The 13,593-nt window shown below is 64.6% G+C and carries 12 protein-coding genes; 11 read left to right on the forward strand and 1 reads right to left on the reverse strand.

The features are described 5' to 3' along the window. The first annotated feature begins 61 nt into the window (after positions 1 to 61). The 9 genes from ACVIYL_RS15645 (at position 62) to ACVIYL_RS15685 (ending at position 9,596) form a co-directional block, all read left to right on the forward strand. Positions 62 to 1,312: an MFS transporter gene (locus ACVIYL_RS15645; protein ID WP_456779074.1), complete on the forward strand. Its 1,251-nt coding sequence runs from the start codon at positions 62 to 64 to the stop codon at positions 1,310 to 1,312. 301 nt (positions 1,313 to 1,613) lie between these two features. Next, the gene (locus tag ACVIYL_RS15650) at positions 1,614 to 2,462 is read left to right on the forward strand and encodes an outer membrane protein (protein ID WP_176937006.1); all 849 of its coding nucleotides are present in this window, start codon (positions 1,614 to 1,616) and stop codon (positions 2,460 to 2,462) included. Between the two features lie 201 nt (positions 2,463 to 2,663). Next, complete coding sequence (locus ACVIYL_RS15655) at positions 2,664 to 3,548, forward strand: outer membrane protein (protein WP_229190707.1); 885 nt, start codon at positions 2,664 to 2,666, stop codon at positions 3,546 to 3,548. An 82-nt stretch (positions 3,549 to 3,630) separates the two neighbouring features. After that, entirely contained in the window at positions 3,631 to 4,221 is a 591-nt protein-coding gene (locus tag ACVIYL_RS15660; RefSeq protein ID WP_076829905.1) for a glutathione S-transferase family protein, read from the forward strand. An 18-nt stretch (positions 4,222 to 4,239) separates the two neighbouring features. Beyond that, positions 4,240 to 4,710: an N-acetyltransferase family protein gene (locus ACVIYL_RS15665; protein WP_456779075.1), complete on the forward strand. Its 471-nt coding sequence runs from the start codon at positions 4,240 to 4,242 to the stop codon at positions 4,708 to 4,710. A gap of 168 nt (positions 4,711 to 4,878) precedes the next feature. Further along, a complete protein-coding gene (locus ACVIYL_RS15670; protein WP_050382779.1) occupies positions 4,879 to 5,091 on the forward strand; it encodes a hypothetical protein in 213 nt (70 codons plus the stop codon). A 78-nt stretch (positions 5,092 to 5,169) separates the two neighbouring features. Then, positions 5,170 to 6,342 carry a phosphoserine transaminase gene (locus ACVIYL_RS15675; RefSeq protein ID WP_057017938.1) on the forward strand — a complete coding sequence of 391 codons (1,173 nt, stop codon included), beginning with the start codon at positions 5,170 to 5,172 and terminating at the stop codon, positions 6,340 to 6,342. A 231-nt stretch (positions 6,343 to 6,573) separates the two neighbouring features. Next, entirely contained in the window at positions 6,574 to 8,163 is a 1,590-nt protein-coding gene (gene serA / locus ACVIYL_RS15680) for a phosphoglycerate dehydrogenase (RefSeq protein WP_028333510.1), read from the forward strand. 260 nt (positions 8,164 to 8,423) lie between these two features. Then, the gene (locus ACVIYL_RS15685) at positions 8,424 to 9,596 is read left to right on the forward strand and encodes a thiolase family protein (protein WP_057017940.1); all 1,173 of its coding nucleotides are present in this window, start codon (positions 8,424 to 8,426) and stop codon (positions 9,594 to 9,596) included. Positions 9,597 to 9,669: 73 nt separating this feature from the next. Here ACVIYL_RS15685 and ACVIYL_RS15690 read toward each other — a convergent pair whose 3' ends face one another. After that, positions 9,670 to 10,128 (reverse strand): MarR family winged helix-turn-helix transcriptional regulator, encoded by a 459-nt coding sequence (locus ACVIYL_RS15690; RefSeq protein WP_076830085.1) that lies wholly within the window; start codon positions 10,126 to 10,128, stop codon positions 9,670 to 9,672. Between the two features lie 81 nt (positions 10,129 to 10,209). Between ACVIYL_RS15690 and ACVIYL_RS15695 the strand changes: the two genes are divergently transcribed. Then, complete coding sequence (locus ACVIYL_RS15695; RefSeq protein WP_456779076.1) at positions 10,210 to 11,643, forward strand: MFS transporter; 1,434 nt, start codon at positions 10,210 to 10,212, stop codon at positions 11,641 to 11,643. 180 nt (positions 11,644 to 11,823) lie between these two features. Beyond that, positions 11,824 to 13,497, forward strand: coding sequence for a mucoidy inhibitor MuiA family protein (locus ACVIYL_RS15700; protein ID WP_456779077.1), 1,674 nt, complete (start codon positions 11,824 to 11,826; stop codon positions 13,495 to 13,497). Positions 13,498 to 13,593: the final 96 nt, after the last annotated feature.

Here is a 13,593-nt window from a genome sequence, read left to right on the forward strand (position 1 = left end):
GCCTCACCTCCGCGTCGTACGACACGGAGGTATTTTTGCGAATCTGTCCGGGAATGCTGCATTGAACAAACCCGTCGTGAGCAAACAGGCGCTGGGCGAGCCGGTGCCGGTGCCGGAGCTGACAGCCGCGAAGGTCGCCGCCGCTGCGGGACCGGCCTATGTCGTGCTTGCGGGCATCAGCTTCTCGCACTTCCTCAACGACACGATGCAGTCGCTGATCGCTTCGGTCTATCCGATCCTGAAGGACAATTACGCGCTCGACTTCGCGCAGATCGGCATGATCACGCTGGCGTTCCAGTTCACGGCGTCGCTGCTGCAGCCGCTGGTCGGACATTTCACCGACAAGAAGGCGCAGCCGTTCTCGCTTGCGATCGGCATGGGCTTCACCTTCTTCGGGCTGCTGCTGCTCAGCGTTGCGCACACCTATGCTGTCATCCTGATCGCGGCTTCGCTGGTCGGCCTTGGCTCCGCGGTGTTCCACCCGGAATCGTCGCGCATCGCGCGGCTGGCGTCGGGCGGACGTTACGGTTTCGCGCAATCGGTGTTCCAGCTCGGCGGCAGTTTCGGCACCTCGATGGGACCGGTGCTCGCAGCACTGATCGTGGTGCCGTTCGGCCAGCCCTCGATCGCCTGGTTCTCCTCGATCGCGTTCCTTGCCATCATGATCCTCTGGCGCATCGGCGTCTGGTACAAGCCGCAGATATCGGGCAAGAAGGCGGCCGCCATCGCGCGGCATCCCGACCATCCGGATCAGCGGCGCGTGAAGATCGCGCTCATCGTGCTGGTCGCGCTGCTGTTCTCCAAGCAGCTCTATGTCTCGAGCCTGTCGAGCTATTACATCTTCTATCTGATCGACCGGTTCGGCGTCTCGACGCAGGCGGCGCAGCTCTATCTGTTCGTCTTCCTTGCCGCCAATGCCGCGGGCGCATTCATCGGCGGCCCGCTCGGCGACCGCTTCGGCCGCAAATACGTGATCTGGTTTTCGATCCTCGGCGCGCTGCCGTTCACGCTGGCGCTGCCCTATGCCGGCCTGTTCGCCAGCGCCGTGCTGACGGTCGTGATCGGTTTGATCATCTCGTCGGCGACGTCGGCGATCATCGTGTTCGCGCAGGAATTGATGCCGCATCGGTTCGGCATGATCTCCGGCGTGTTCTTCGGCGTCGCGTTCGGGATCGGCGGTCTCGGCGCCGCCGTGCTCGGCAAGCTCGCCGACCACACCTCGATCGCCTTCGTCTATCAGCTGTGCGCCTTCCTGCCGGCGATCGGCCTGCTCGCGGTGTTCCTGCCGAGGATGCCGCAGGCCGTGCGCTGAACGCTCGGCCGTGGACGCGACGCCCGCGTTAAGCATTCGCTAACACACCCGGCTCGCGTGCCTTGCGAACGGCGCGGATGCGTCAACGCTTCATTAGCACTTGTGGCGGGATCGCGATGTTTCGTCGCCAACCTGCGTCATTTATGGACCCATAAGCGACAGCCGCAGAGAAAGGTGAGAGAAAATCAACCTTAAAAATTAGGGTTAAGTGCCGCTTAAACATTTCCTGCCATCGTCCGGGCCGTGAGTTTCAGACGTGGGGCTTTCGTGTCGCCTCACTTGGCCCAAAAGGACGAAGCCAATGCGTAGCGTAAAGACCCTGATTGCCGCCGGTGCGGCATCTCTGTTGTCCTCGGCGGCGTTCGCCGCCGACATGCCCATCATGCCGCCACCTCCGATGGCGTATGCTCCTCCGCCGGTCCAGGATTTCGGCGGCTGGTATCTGCGCGGCGACATCGGCATGACCAACACCCAGGCCAAGCTGCACGTCAACGCCTACGACACACTGCCGGCCGGCACCGCCTTCAACCAGTATGGCCACGGCTTCGACGGCGGCGTGCTCTACGGCATCGGCGTCGGCTATCAGTTCAACAGCTGGTTCCGCGCCGACATCACCGGTGAGTATCGCTCGAAGGTGAGCTTCAATGGCACCGATTTCTTCACGTTCCCCGGGCCCAGCCCGCTGAGCGACGCGTATCATGGCGGCATCCAGAGCTGGGTTGGCCTCGTCAACGTCTACGCTGATCTCGGCACCTGGGGCTGTTTGACCCCGTTCATCGGTGCCGGTGTCGGTGCCGCGACGATCAAGACCTCGGCCTTCTCCGACGTCGCGACGTTCCCGAGCGGGTCGGGCCTCACCAGCTCCTTCATCGCCGATGGCGCCACCAAGACCAACTTCGCCTGGGCGCTGCATGCCGGTGTCGCCTACAAGGTCACCAACAACTTCACGGTTGAACTGGCCTATCGCTACCTCGACATGGGCACTGCCGCCCACGGCCAAGGTCACTTCTTCGACGGCACGCCGGCCGGTCCCTCGAGCTTCCAGTACCGCGACATCACCTCGCAGGACGTGAAGCTCGGCGTGCGCTTCAACTTGCCGTGCTGCGACGTGCCGCCGCCGCCTCCGCCGCCGCTGATCCGCAAGGGTTAATTTCCAGCCTTCACGGTTAACGATTGCAACGGCGCGGGACCATCCCGCGCCGTTTTTCTTTGCCGCGTCATGTCGCGAACTTGCCGCGTCATGTCGCGCACTTCTGCAACTTGCGTGCTCGAAAACGGGCGGCGACAACGATTGGTTAAGGTTAACAGGCGATGATCAACGCGAAATCGGTGCGGTGGATGGAGCGTTGCAATGCGTAGGTTGGTGCTGGCGGCGATGATGATTGGAACGGTGACCGGCGCGCAGGCTGCCGACCTGCCGGACTTTCCGATCCTGCGCGGCTCCTATGTCGATGCACCGAGCAGGAGCGGGAACTGGGAAGGATGGTACGTCGGCGGCCAGATCGGCTATTCCTCCGGCGACATCGATTTCAGCCACGCGCCAAGCGCGATGACCTCCTTCATGCTGCGCGAGAGCGTTCTGGCCGACCCGGTTTCGGGTTGGGCCCTGCTGCCGAAGAACCATGCGCAGAGCAACGGGTTCGGCGCGTTCGTCGGCCGCAACTGGCAATGGGACGACGTCGTGCTCGGCGTCGAGGCCAACTACAATTACCTGAACGGCCTCGAAAGTTCGGCGGGCGACTCGATGACGCGGCAGATCGTGAATCCCAAGGGCGAGACTCCTCCGAGCGGGCACACCTACACCTACAACACCACGTTGTCGGGGAGCGCCGCCTTGCAGGTCAAGGACGTCACGACCTTCCGTGGACGCGCCGGATGGGCGGCAGGCAACTTCCTGCCATACATGTTCGGCGGTGTTGCGGTGGGACGCATGTCCGTGTCGCGTTCGGCGACGGTGTCGTTTGACAAGTACGATGCCTGGGCCGAGACCCAGACGGTCGGCAACAACACCGTTACAATTCAGCATAACGACTACCTGGGCTCAGGCAGCGCCGCCCAGACGGAGCAGCGGGTGAACAACTATGCGGTCGGCTGGACCGCGGGCCTCGGGCTTGAATATTGCGTGGTCGGCGGGTTGTTTCTCCGCGGCGAGTGGGAATATGTGCGCTTCGCGGCGGTCAAGAATATCGCCGTCGACATGAACAGCTTCCGGGTCGGCGCCGGCTACAAGTTCTGATCGCCGCTGCCGTAGCCGGCGACGGTTGACAGACCGGGGAGCGACTGCTGCTCTGTCGCCACACGGTGCGGAGCACGATCACATGAAAATCTACGGCGACGCCAATTCAGGCAACTGCCTGAAGGTGAAATGGGTGTGCGACAGGCTGGCGCTGCCGTACACATGGGTCGAGATCGACACCATGAAGGGCGGCAGCCGGACCGCGGAATTCCTCAAGCGAAACGGCTGGGGCCAAGTGCCGACGATGGAGCTGGATGACGGCCGCACGCTGGCACAATCCAACGCCATCATCCGCTATCTCGCGCGCGGCAGCGACCTGATCCCGAGCGATCCCTATCGCGCGGCGCAGATGGATGCCTGGATGTTCTGGGAGCAGAACAGCCACGAGCCTTATGTGGCCGTCTGCCGCTTTCAGGCCGTGTATCTCGGCAAGGCCATCTCGGAGATCGATCCGAACCTCGTCAAGCGCGGCTATGTCGCGCTCGATCATCTGGAGCGACATCTTGCGGGGACGCAATTTTTGGTCGGAGACGCGTTCTCGCTCGCCGACGTCTCGCTGCTCGCCTATACGCGCGTCGCGGAGGATGGCGGCCTCGAGCTCGCGCGCTATCCCGTGATCCGTCGCTGGATCGCCGATGCCGAGCGCGTGCTCGCGCTGCCGCCGGTCCGCTGACCTCAGGTGAATGCCGCCATGACTGAAGCTTCATCCATCACGATCCGCCGCGCTCGCCGCGAAGACGTCGCCGCCATCGTCGGCATGCTTGCGGACGATCCGCTCGGCAGTGCGCGCGAGCGGATCGAGGATCCGCTGCCGCAAAGCTATTACGAGGCCTTCGCGCGGGTCGAGCGCGATCCCAATTTGCAGCTCGTCGTCGCCGTCGACGGAGAGGGCGTCGTCGTCGGCTGTCTGCAACTCGCGGTTCTGCCGGGCATCAGCTCGCAGGGCGGCTCGCGCGGCCTGCTCGAGGATGTTCGCGTCGCAAGGCATTGCCGCAGCCGCGGCATCGGCGAGAAGCTCGTGCAGTGGGCGGTCACGGAAGCGCGCGCGAGGGGCTGCATGCTCGTCGAGTTGCTGACGCATCAGACGCGGGTCGATGCGCAGCGCTTCTATGAACGGCTCGGGTTCGCGCGCAGCCATGTCGGGATGACGATTCGCTTTTGAAACGCGTGCAAGAAGTTGTGCCACCTACCGGGCAATACCTGCAGCAGCGGATAGTCTGCGATCCGGTTAACAGCCAATAAACTAAGCCGGTTTCCGTGATTTTACGGGTCGGAACGAGTCCGGTATGTCGGACGTCTCCCACGGGGCGGCGGGCAACTGGGGATTGCAATGTCGGATTATTCGATCGTGCGGGTCGGCAACGAATACATCGTGCAGGCCGGCGAGAAGCGCATTCTGAAAGTATCGAGCCGGCGCAGGGCAGTTAAGATCATGACTCTGGCGGCAGATTTGCTCGATCAGGAGACGATCCAGCAGGTCGAGGACGCCCCATCAATCAGCCGTGATGCCCGGATTGTTCCAGACGAGTCTGAACTTTCTTGACGTTTGGGTACCTTTCCACTATCCCCGACCGCGGGAAACCTCTCCCCACCGAGAGGCAGCTATCTGGAAGGGTAGATTATGACTGCAGCGAAGCCCGCTTCGCGGCCTGAAGTGCCGCATTTTTCCTCCGGCCCCTGTGCCAAGCGCCCCGGCTGGAACCCCAACAATCTCAAGGACGCTGCCCTCGGCCGCTCGCATCGCGCGAAAGTCGGCAAGGCCAAGCTCAAGCTCGCGATCGAACTGACGCGCGAGGTGCTTGAGGTGCCCGCCGATTACAAGATCGGCATCGTGCCGGCGTCGGACACCGGCGCGGTCGAGATGGCGCTGTGGTCGCTGCTCGGCGCGCGGCCCGTCACCACGCTCGCCTGGGAATCCTTCGGCGAGGGCTGGGTCAGCGATATCGTCAAGGAATTGAAGCTGAAGGACGTCACCAAGCTCAACGCGGCTTATGGTGAAATCCCCGATCTCTCCAAGGTCGATCCGAAGTCGGATATCGTCTTCACATGGAACGGCACCACCTCGGGTGTGCGCGTTCCGAACGCTGACTGGATCAGCGCGGATCGCGAAGGCCTGACGATTTGCGACGCGACCTCGGCCGCCTTCGCGCAGCCGCTCGATTTCGCCAAGCTCGATGTCGTCACCTTCTCCTGGCAGAAGGCGCTCGGCGGTGAAGCTGCGCACGGGATGCTGATCCTGTCGCCGCGCGCGGTGGAACGGCTCGAGACCTACAAGCCGGCCTGGCCGCTGCCGAAGATCTTCCGCCTCACCAAGGGCGGCAAGCTCAACCAGGGGATCTTCGAAGGCGAGACCATCAACACGCCGTCGATGCTCTGCGTCGAGGACTATCTCGATGCGTTGAACTGGGCGAAGTCGATCGGCGGCCTGAAGGCGCTGATCGCCCGCGCCGATGCCAACACCAAGGCGCTCGCCGACTGGAAGGCGAAGACGCCGTGGATCGACTTCCTGGCCAAGGATCCCGCGATCCGCTCCAACACCTCGGTGTGCCTGAAGTTCACCGATCCCGCGATCACCTCGCTTCCATCAGACGCACAGGCCGACTTCTGCAAGAAGCTGGTCGCGCTGGTGGAGAAGGAGAACGCCGGCTTCGACTTCGCGTATTACCGCGATGCGCCGGCGGGTCTGCGGATCTGGTGCGGCGCCACCGTCGAAGCCAAGGATGTCGAGCTGCTGACGCAGTGGATCGACTGGGCGTTTGCCGAGACCAAAGCAGCGTTGCCCAAGGCGGCATAAGTTTTTCTCTTGTCACCTCTTCCCGTTCTTACGGGGAGAGGTCGGATCGCTCGGCAGCGCAATTGCGCGCCTGAACGATCCGGGTGAGGGGCCCTTTCGGCTTGTTCCTCGCTCGTGGCTGCCCTCACCCCAACCCTCTCCCCGCAAGAGCGGGGAGAGGGAGAAGTGATCAGAGACTTCACCAGATCGGTCCAGGAGACCCGCCCGCGGCAGGGCAAAGGAACAATCGAGATGACAAAACCCAAAGTTCTGATTTCCGACGCGCTGTCTCCCGCCGCCGTCCAGATCTTCAAGGATCGCGGCGTCGAGGTCGACTTCCAGCCCAACCTCGGCAAGGACAAGGAAAAGCTCGCCGAGATCATCGGCAATTACGACGGTCTCGCGATCCGCTCGGCCACCAAGGCGACCGCCAAGCTCATCGAGAAGGCGACCAGGCTCAAGGTGATCGGCCGCGCCGGCATCGGCGTCGACAATGTCGAGATTCCGGCCGCGACCGCCAAGGGCATCATCGTGATGAATACGCCGTTCGGCAATTCGATCACGACCGCCGAGCACGCCATCACCCTGATGCTGGCGCTGGCGCGCGAGATCCCGCAGGCCGACGCCTCGACCCAGGCCGGCAAGTGGGAGAAGAACCGCTTCATGGGCGTCGAGATCACCGCCAAGACCCTCGGCGTGATCGGCTGCGGCAATATCGGCACGATCGTCGCCGACCGCGCGCTCGGCCTGCGCATGAAGGTGATCGCGTTCGATCCGTTCCTGTCGCCGGAGCGCGCCAAGGACATCGGCGTCGAGAAGGTCGAGCTCGACGATCTCTTGAAGCGCGCCGATTTCATCACGCTGCACACGCCGCTGACCGAGAAGACCCGCAACGTGATCGATGCGGCCGCGATCGCCAAGATGAAGAAGGGCGTTCGCATCATCAACTGCGCGCGTGGCGGCCTGGTCGACGAGCAGGCGCTGGTCGACGCGCTGAATTCCAAGCATGTCGCGGGCGCCGCCTTCGACGTGTTCGTCGAGGAGCCGGCGACCTCGAACGTGCTGTTCGGCCATCCCAACGTGATCTGCACCCCGCATCTCGGCGCCTCCACCACCGAAGCGCAGGAAAATGTCGCGCTGCAGGTCGCCGAGCAGATGTCGGACTATCTGTTGTCGGGCGCGATTTCCAACGCGGTCAACTTCCCCTCGATCACCGCGGAAGAGGCGCCGAAGCTGAAGCCGTTCATCGAGCTTGCCGAGAAGCTCGGCTCGTTCGCCGGCCAGCTCACCGAGAGCGGCATCCTCAAGACTGAGATCACCTATGAGGGCCACGTCGCCGAGATGAAGATCAAGGCGATCACCTCGGCGGTGCTGTCGGGCCTGCTGCGGCCGATGCTGGGCGAGGTCAACGTGGTCTCGGCGCCGGTCGTCGCCAAGGAGCGCGGCATGGTGGTGGACGAGGTCGTCCGCGCCGCGCAGAGCGACTATGAAAGCCTGATCACGGTCACAGTCACCACCGAGCGTCAGGAGCGTTCGGTGTCCGGCACCGTCTACGCCGACGGCAAGCCGCGTCTCGTCGACATCAAGGGCATCCGCGTCGACGCCGAGTTCGGCAAGTCGATGATCTACGTGACCAACGAGGACAAGCCGGGCTTCATCGGCGCGTTCGCGAGCCTCTTGGGTGATGCGAAAATCAATATCGCGACCTTCCATCTCGGCCGCGTCAAGCAAGGCGGCGATGCCATTGCGCTGGTCGAGGTCGACGGCGCGGTGCCGGCGGAGCTGCTCGCCAAGGTACAGACACTGCCGCAGGTGAAGCAGGCCAAGGCACTGACGTTCTGAGCCGCTGACGTTTTAAAGGCGCTGGCGTTTCAAACGCTGTTTGAGCGGTCCTCGTCATCGCCCGGAACGCCCGGCATGACGGAAGGAAGATACCGCTCAAGCAGTCCATATTCCGATCTGCGGAACATGACGCCGTCTCCGGTCCCGGAGGCGGCGTTTGTCGTTCCGGGGCGTCCGGTATTGCTGTTGCGCCCGCCGAAAAATGTGTACGAACGGGCCACGACGCGCCACAATGACCGTCATCTCAGAGGGAGAAAACAATGCGTGAAGCCGTAATCGTTTCCTACGCGCGCACCGGCCTGGCAAAGTCCGGCCGTGGCGGATTCAACATCACCCCGCCGATGTCGCTCGCCGCGCACGCCATCAAGCACGCGGTCGACCGCGCCGGCGTCGACAAGGAATATGTCGAGGATTGCTATCTCGGCAATTGCGCGCATGGCGCGCCGAACATCGGCCGCCAGGCGGCGCTGCTCGCCGGCCTGCCGAAGTCGACCGCGGGCGTCTCCGTGAACCGCTTCTGCTCGTCGGGCCTGCAGACCATCGCGATGGCCGCCAACTCGATCCGTTCCGACGGCTCCGATTGCATCGTCGCCGGCGGCGTCGAGAGCATCTCGATTCCCGGCGGCGGCTCGCCGAAGGAATCGATCGATCCCGAGCTGCTCAAGACCGCGCCCGACATCTTCATGGCGATGATCGATACCGCCGACATCGTGGCCGAGCGCTACAAGCTCAGCCGCGAATACCAGGACGAGTATTCGCTGGAGTCGCAGCGCCGCATGGCCGCCGCGCAGCAGGCCAACAAGTTCAAGGACGAAATCGTCCCAATGAAGACGAAGATGAAGGTGGTCGACAAGGCGACCAAGGCCGAGTCGATCGTCGACTACGTGGTCGATCGCGACGAGTGCAACCGCCCCGAGACCACGCTGGAGGGCCTCGCCAAGCTCGAGCCGGTCAAGGGCCCGGGCAAGTTCATCACCGCCGGCAATGCCAGCCAGCTCTCCGATGGCGCCGCCGCCGTGGTGCTGATGGAGGCCAAGGACGCCGAGAAGCGCGGCCTCAATCCGCTCGGCCGCTTCGTGGCCTGGGCCTCGGCCGGCTGCGAGCCCGACGAGATGGGCATCGGTCCGGTGTTTGCGGTGCCGAAGCTGCTCAAGCGCCACGGCCTGAAGGTGGACGACATCGATCTCTGGGAGCTCAACGAGGCGTTCGCCAGCCAGTGCCTCTATTCGCGCGACCAGCTCGGCATCGATCCCGAGAAGTATAACGTCAATGGCGGTTCGATCGCGATCGGCCATCCCTTCGGCATGACCGGCGCCCGGCTCACCGGCCACCTGCTGCAGGAAGGCCGTCGCCGCAAGGCTAAGTGGGGCGTCGTGACCATGTGCATCGGCGGCGGCCAGGGCGGCGCCGGCCTGTTCGAGATCTACAGCTAAGCGCGATCGACACTGATCGTGTGCGAACGAGCGGCCCGGCGGCAACGCCGGGCCGCTTTTCATTTGGAGCCGGCTAGCTCGCCGGTGAGGTAAGCGCGCGCTCGTCAAACTCGAGCGAGGCAATCAGTTCGAGCGTCTGCCGGAGATCGGCGGCCTGCCTTGCGCCGAAGGCGGTCTCGAAGCGCTCCTGCGCCTTGAGCCATGCGGCCTGTGATTCCTCGAGCCTGGCTTCGCCGCGCTTGGTGAGCCGCACCAGCCGGCTGCGCCGGTCGCTCTTGTCGACGGTGATGGTCAACAGACCGTCGCGCTCGAGCGGCTTGAGGTTGTGGTTCAGCGCGGTGCGGTCGAGCACCAGGGCTGCGGCAAGCTCGCCCATCGTCGGCGCGCCCGACCGCCTGACATAGACCAGAATCGCCCGTTGCGTGCCGCGCAGGCCGGATGTCGCAAGGACCTGATCGTAGAGCTGCGACACCCGCCGCGTCGCCTTGCGCAACGCCGTGAGATTACACCGGCTGGGTTCCGTTTTCGCCATCGCTGCCTCCGAGGACTTGACAGATACATGCATATGCACCTAATGGCAATAGATGCATATGCACGTATTTCGGAGGGTGTGATGTCGGAGGTAGAGGCGGAGACCATCGATCTGGTCGTCAAACCTGATGCGCGGCCGCGGTCCGGCGTCGCCACCGCAACCCCGCGCCAGGTGCTTGCGATCGTATCGGTCGGAATTTGCCTCGCCAATCTCGATTTGTTCATCGTCAATGTCGGGCTGCCGAACATCGCGCAGGAATTTCGCGGCGCCTCGCTCGAGGATCTGTCCTGGATCCTCAATGCCTACGCCATTGCCTACGCGGCGTTGCTGGTGTTCTTCGGACGGCTCGCCGAACGCCACAGCCGCAATCTCAGCTTCCTGCTCGGCGTCGCGCTGTTCACGGCCGCGTCAGCAGCATGTGCTCTTTCGTCCAGTGTCGAGTTCCTGGTCGTCTCGCGCGTGGCGCAAGCCGCCGGTGCGGCATTGATGACGCCAACCTCGATCGGCCTGCTGCTGGCGTCGTTTCCGCCCGAGCAACGCGCCGGGGCGGTGCGCACCTGGACGGCGATCGGCGGCCTTGCCGCCGCACTGGGCCCGCTCGCGGGAGGCGTGCTGGTCACCTTCGACTGGCGCTGGATCTTCATCGTCAATGTCCCGATCGGCGTCGTCGCGCTGATCATCGGCTGGCTGAAATTGCCCGAAGTGCCCGGTCACGACGTGCCGCGCCCGAGTTCATGGGCGGCGCTGTTGGTGACCTCCGGTATCGGTGCGCTGACATTTGCGATCGTGAAGGCGAACGATTGGGGATGGAGTTCGCGCGGCGTCGTGCTCGGCTTCGCCGTCGCGACCGTCTCGCTCGCCGCCTTCGCACGGCATTGCCTCAGATCGAGGAATCCCTTCGTCGATCCTGCACTGTTCGCGGTCAGGCCGTTCACCGGGGCGTCGTTGGTGATGGCGCCTTATTCGGCGGCCTTCGGCGCCATGCTGCTGTCCTGCGCCTTGTGGGAACAGACGGTATGGGGCTGGTCGGCGTTGAAGACCGGCCTTGCAATCGCTCCCGGCCCGCTGATGGTGCCGATCACCTCGCTGCTGTTTGCCGGCCGGCTGATTGCGCGGTTTGGCGCCGCGGCCGTCGTCTCCGCCGGAATCCTGCTGTTCGCGGCCGGCCTCGCGATCTGGGCGACGCTGCTCGGGGCCGACCCCAATGCGCCAGCCGTCGTCGCGGGCGTGATGCTGATCGGTATCGGCGTCGGGCTGACCTTTCCGACCCTGATGGGCGTCGGCGCCGGCGCGCTGCCGCCGTCGTCGTTTGCCACCGGCTCCGGCGTCATCAACATGATCCGGCAGGCGGCACTGGCGATCGGCGTCGCGATCTTTGTGGCGATCCTTGCAACGCCGGTCTCGATGACCGAGCGGATCGCGGCGTTCCAGCGCGGCTGGTGGATCATGATCGCGATCACCTTGGCCGGCTTCGTGCCGAATTATCTGTTCATCCGGCGCAAGGCAGATCGCTAACGCCCGAAAGACATCGCCGCGCCATGCGGCAGCCGCGGTGGCGCCATCGTCGCGCCGCAGGGAAACCTCAATCGAACCAGTCCCTTCCTCGCTGCGTCTCACCACGAGAAACGGCGCGCAGTCGAGCCCGGCGCACCGTTCGTCTCGCGCGCGATGCGGCGTTTTTTTCGGAGGGATGTCATGTGTAGGATTGCGAATTATCTTGTGACCACCAGCCTGGTGCTGGCGGGTGCGCTGGTTGCCGGGCCGCTGCAAGCGGCCAATCTCGATGCGGCCTCGCAGGTCGATGCCGTGACCGTCTATCCCGATGGCGCGAGCGTCACCCGCGTCATCACGCTGGATCTGCCTGCCGGCGACAACACCCTCATCGCCAGGGATTTCCCGATCGGGCTCGATCCGTCCTCGCTGCGGGTCGAAGGCGAGGGCGGAGCGAAGCTCACGATAGGCGCGATCGACACCAAGCTGCCGGGGCCGCTGCTGCCGCAAAATCTCTCCGAGATCGACAAGCGCATCGAGGCGCTGAACGATCAGCGCGCCGATTTGCAGGGACTGATCAGCGCGGCCGAGGCGCGGCGCAAATTTGCCGAGCGGTTTGCCGAGGCGTCACCCGCGGGCCTCGGCGAAAAGGGCGAGGCGCGTCCGCTCAGCGAGTGGCGCGCGGCGTTCTCGGCGGTGGCCGACGAGGTCGCAACCGCCGACAGCGCGATCCGTGACGCCGAGCGCAAGATCCGCGTGATCGACCGCGATCTTGCGCAGCTCGCAGCCGATCGCACCAGCAAGCCGCCGAGCAAGGTCGAGGTGCGGATCGATGTCGCCTCGCAAGCGGCGACCAAGGCGACCTTGCGGGTCACCTATGCGGTTCCCAACGCGCGCTGGACGCCGCTCTATGACGCCCGGCTCGACACCGGCGCCAAAGACCGCAAGTCCGCGATCGAACTGGTGCGCCGCGCCGAGATCACCCAGTCGACCGGCGAGGACTGGTCGAACGTGGCGCTCGTCGTCTCCACCGTGCGGGTCGCGCGCGGCGGCAATGCGCCCGACCTCCGCTCGCTGATCGTGCATTATCCGCAGCCGCCGCGACCGCTGGCGAAGCTTTCGGGAGAGGCCAGCATGCGGGCGCGCGAGGCGCTGGCACCCGCGCCGGCCGCCGACGCGGTTCAGCAATTCCGCTTTGGTGGGGGACGCCTGGACGAACTGGAAGCCACCGCCGAGGTCGGCGCCTTCCAGGCCACCTTCAAGATTCCCGGCCGCGTCAGCGTTGCCGCCAATGAGGGCGCCAAGAGCCTGCGCATCTCGACGGCGACGATAACCCCTGATCTCGCGGTTCGCGCCGTTCCGGTGATCGACCCGACCGCGTTCCTGGAAGCGAGCTTCGTGCAGGCCGACGACGCGCCGTTGCTGCCGGGGCAAATCTCGATCTACCGCGACGGTATCTTTGTCGGCCGCAGCCGGATGGCCACGGCCGCCAAGGACGAGACCGTGCGGCTCGGCTTCGGCGCCGACGACAAGGTCAAGATCGAACGCACGGTGGTGAAGCGCAACGAGGGCTCCGCTGGCCTGATCGTGACCACGTCGAAGACCGACGAGCGCGCCTTCAAGACCACGGTGCGCAACGGCCACGACTTCCCGATCAAGGTCGCGGTCCAGGATCAGCTCCCGGTCAGCGAGAACGACGATATCGTGGTCGAGATGCTGCCGTCGTCGACGCCGGCGACGACGACCAATCTGCGCGACAGGCGCGGCGTGCTGGAATGGGCGTTCGAGGCCAAGGCCGGCGAAGTCCGTGACATCAATTTCGCCTGGCGGATGCGCTGGCCCAAGGACAAGGGCGTCGTGATGGTGCCGGCGGGCTAGAGCCCGTGCCGGGGCTCTAGCGTTGTTGCTTGACGCGTTTTCTTCACGCGAACCGGAACCCACTTCGCTTGAAACGCTATGAGGACCTGCGTCATC

It is taken from the genome of Bradyrhizobium sp. USDA 3315, assembly GCF_054056795.1.

What these genes read in the sequence shown, in the direction of transcription:
- ACVIYL_RS15650 (WP_176937006.1), top strand. Translation starts at nt 1,614, where the DNA reads ATGCGTAGCGTAAAGACCCTGATTGCCGCCGGTGCGGCATCTCTGTTG.
- ACVIYL_RS15655 (WP_229190707.1), top strand. Translation starts at nt 2,664, where the DNA reads ATGCGTAGGTTGGTGCTGGCGGCGATGATGATTGGAACGGTGACCGGC.
- ACVIYL_RS15660 (WP_076829905.1), top strand. Translation starts at nt 3,631, where the DNA reads ATGAAAATCTACGGCGACGCCAATTCAGGCAACTGCCTGAAGGTGAAA.
- ACVIYL_RS15665 (WP_456779075.1), top strand. Translation starts at nt 4,240, where the DNA reads ATGACTGAAGCTTCATCCATCACGATCCGCCGCGCTCGCCGCGAAGAC.
- ACVIYL_RS15670 (WP_050382779.1), top strand. Translation starts at nt 4,879, where the DNA reads ATGTCGGATTATTCGATCGTGCGGGTCGGCAACGAATACATCGTGCAG.
- ACVIYL_RS15675 (WP_057017938.1), top strand. Translation starts at nt 5,170, where the DNA reads ATGACTGCAGCGAAGCCCGCTTCGCGGCCTGAAGTGCCGCATTTTTCC.
- serA (WP_028333510.1), top strand. Translation starts at nt 6,574, where the DNA reads ATGACAAAACCCAAAGTTCTGATTTCCGACGCGCTGTCTCCCGCCGCC.
- ACVIYL_RS15685 (WP_057017940.1), top strand. Translation starts at nt 8,424, where the DNA reads ATGCGTGAAGCCGTAATCGTTTCCTACGCGCGCACCGGCCTGGCAAAG.
- ACVIYL_RS15690 (WP_076830085.1), bottom strand. Translation starts at nt 10,128, where the DNA reads ATGGCGAAAACGGAACCCAGCCGGTGTAATCTCACGGCGTTGCGCAAG.
- ACVIYL_RS15695 (WP_456779076.1), top strand. Translation starts at nt 10,210, where the DNA reads ATGTCGGAGGTAGAGGCGGAGACCATCGATCTGGTCGTCAAACCTGAT.
- ACVIYL_RS15700 (WP_456779077.1), top strand. Translation starts at nt 11,824, where the DNA reads ATGTGTAGGATTGCGAATTATCTTGTGACCACCAGCCTGGTGCTGGCG.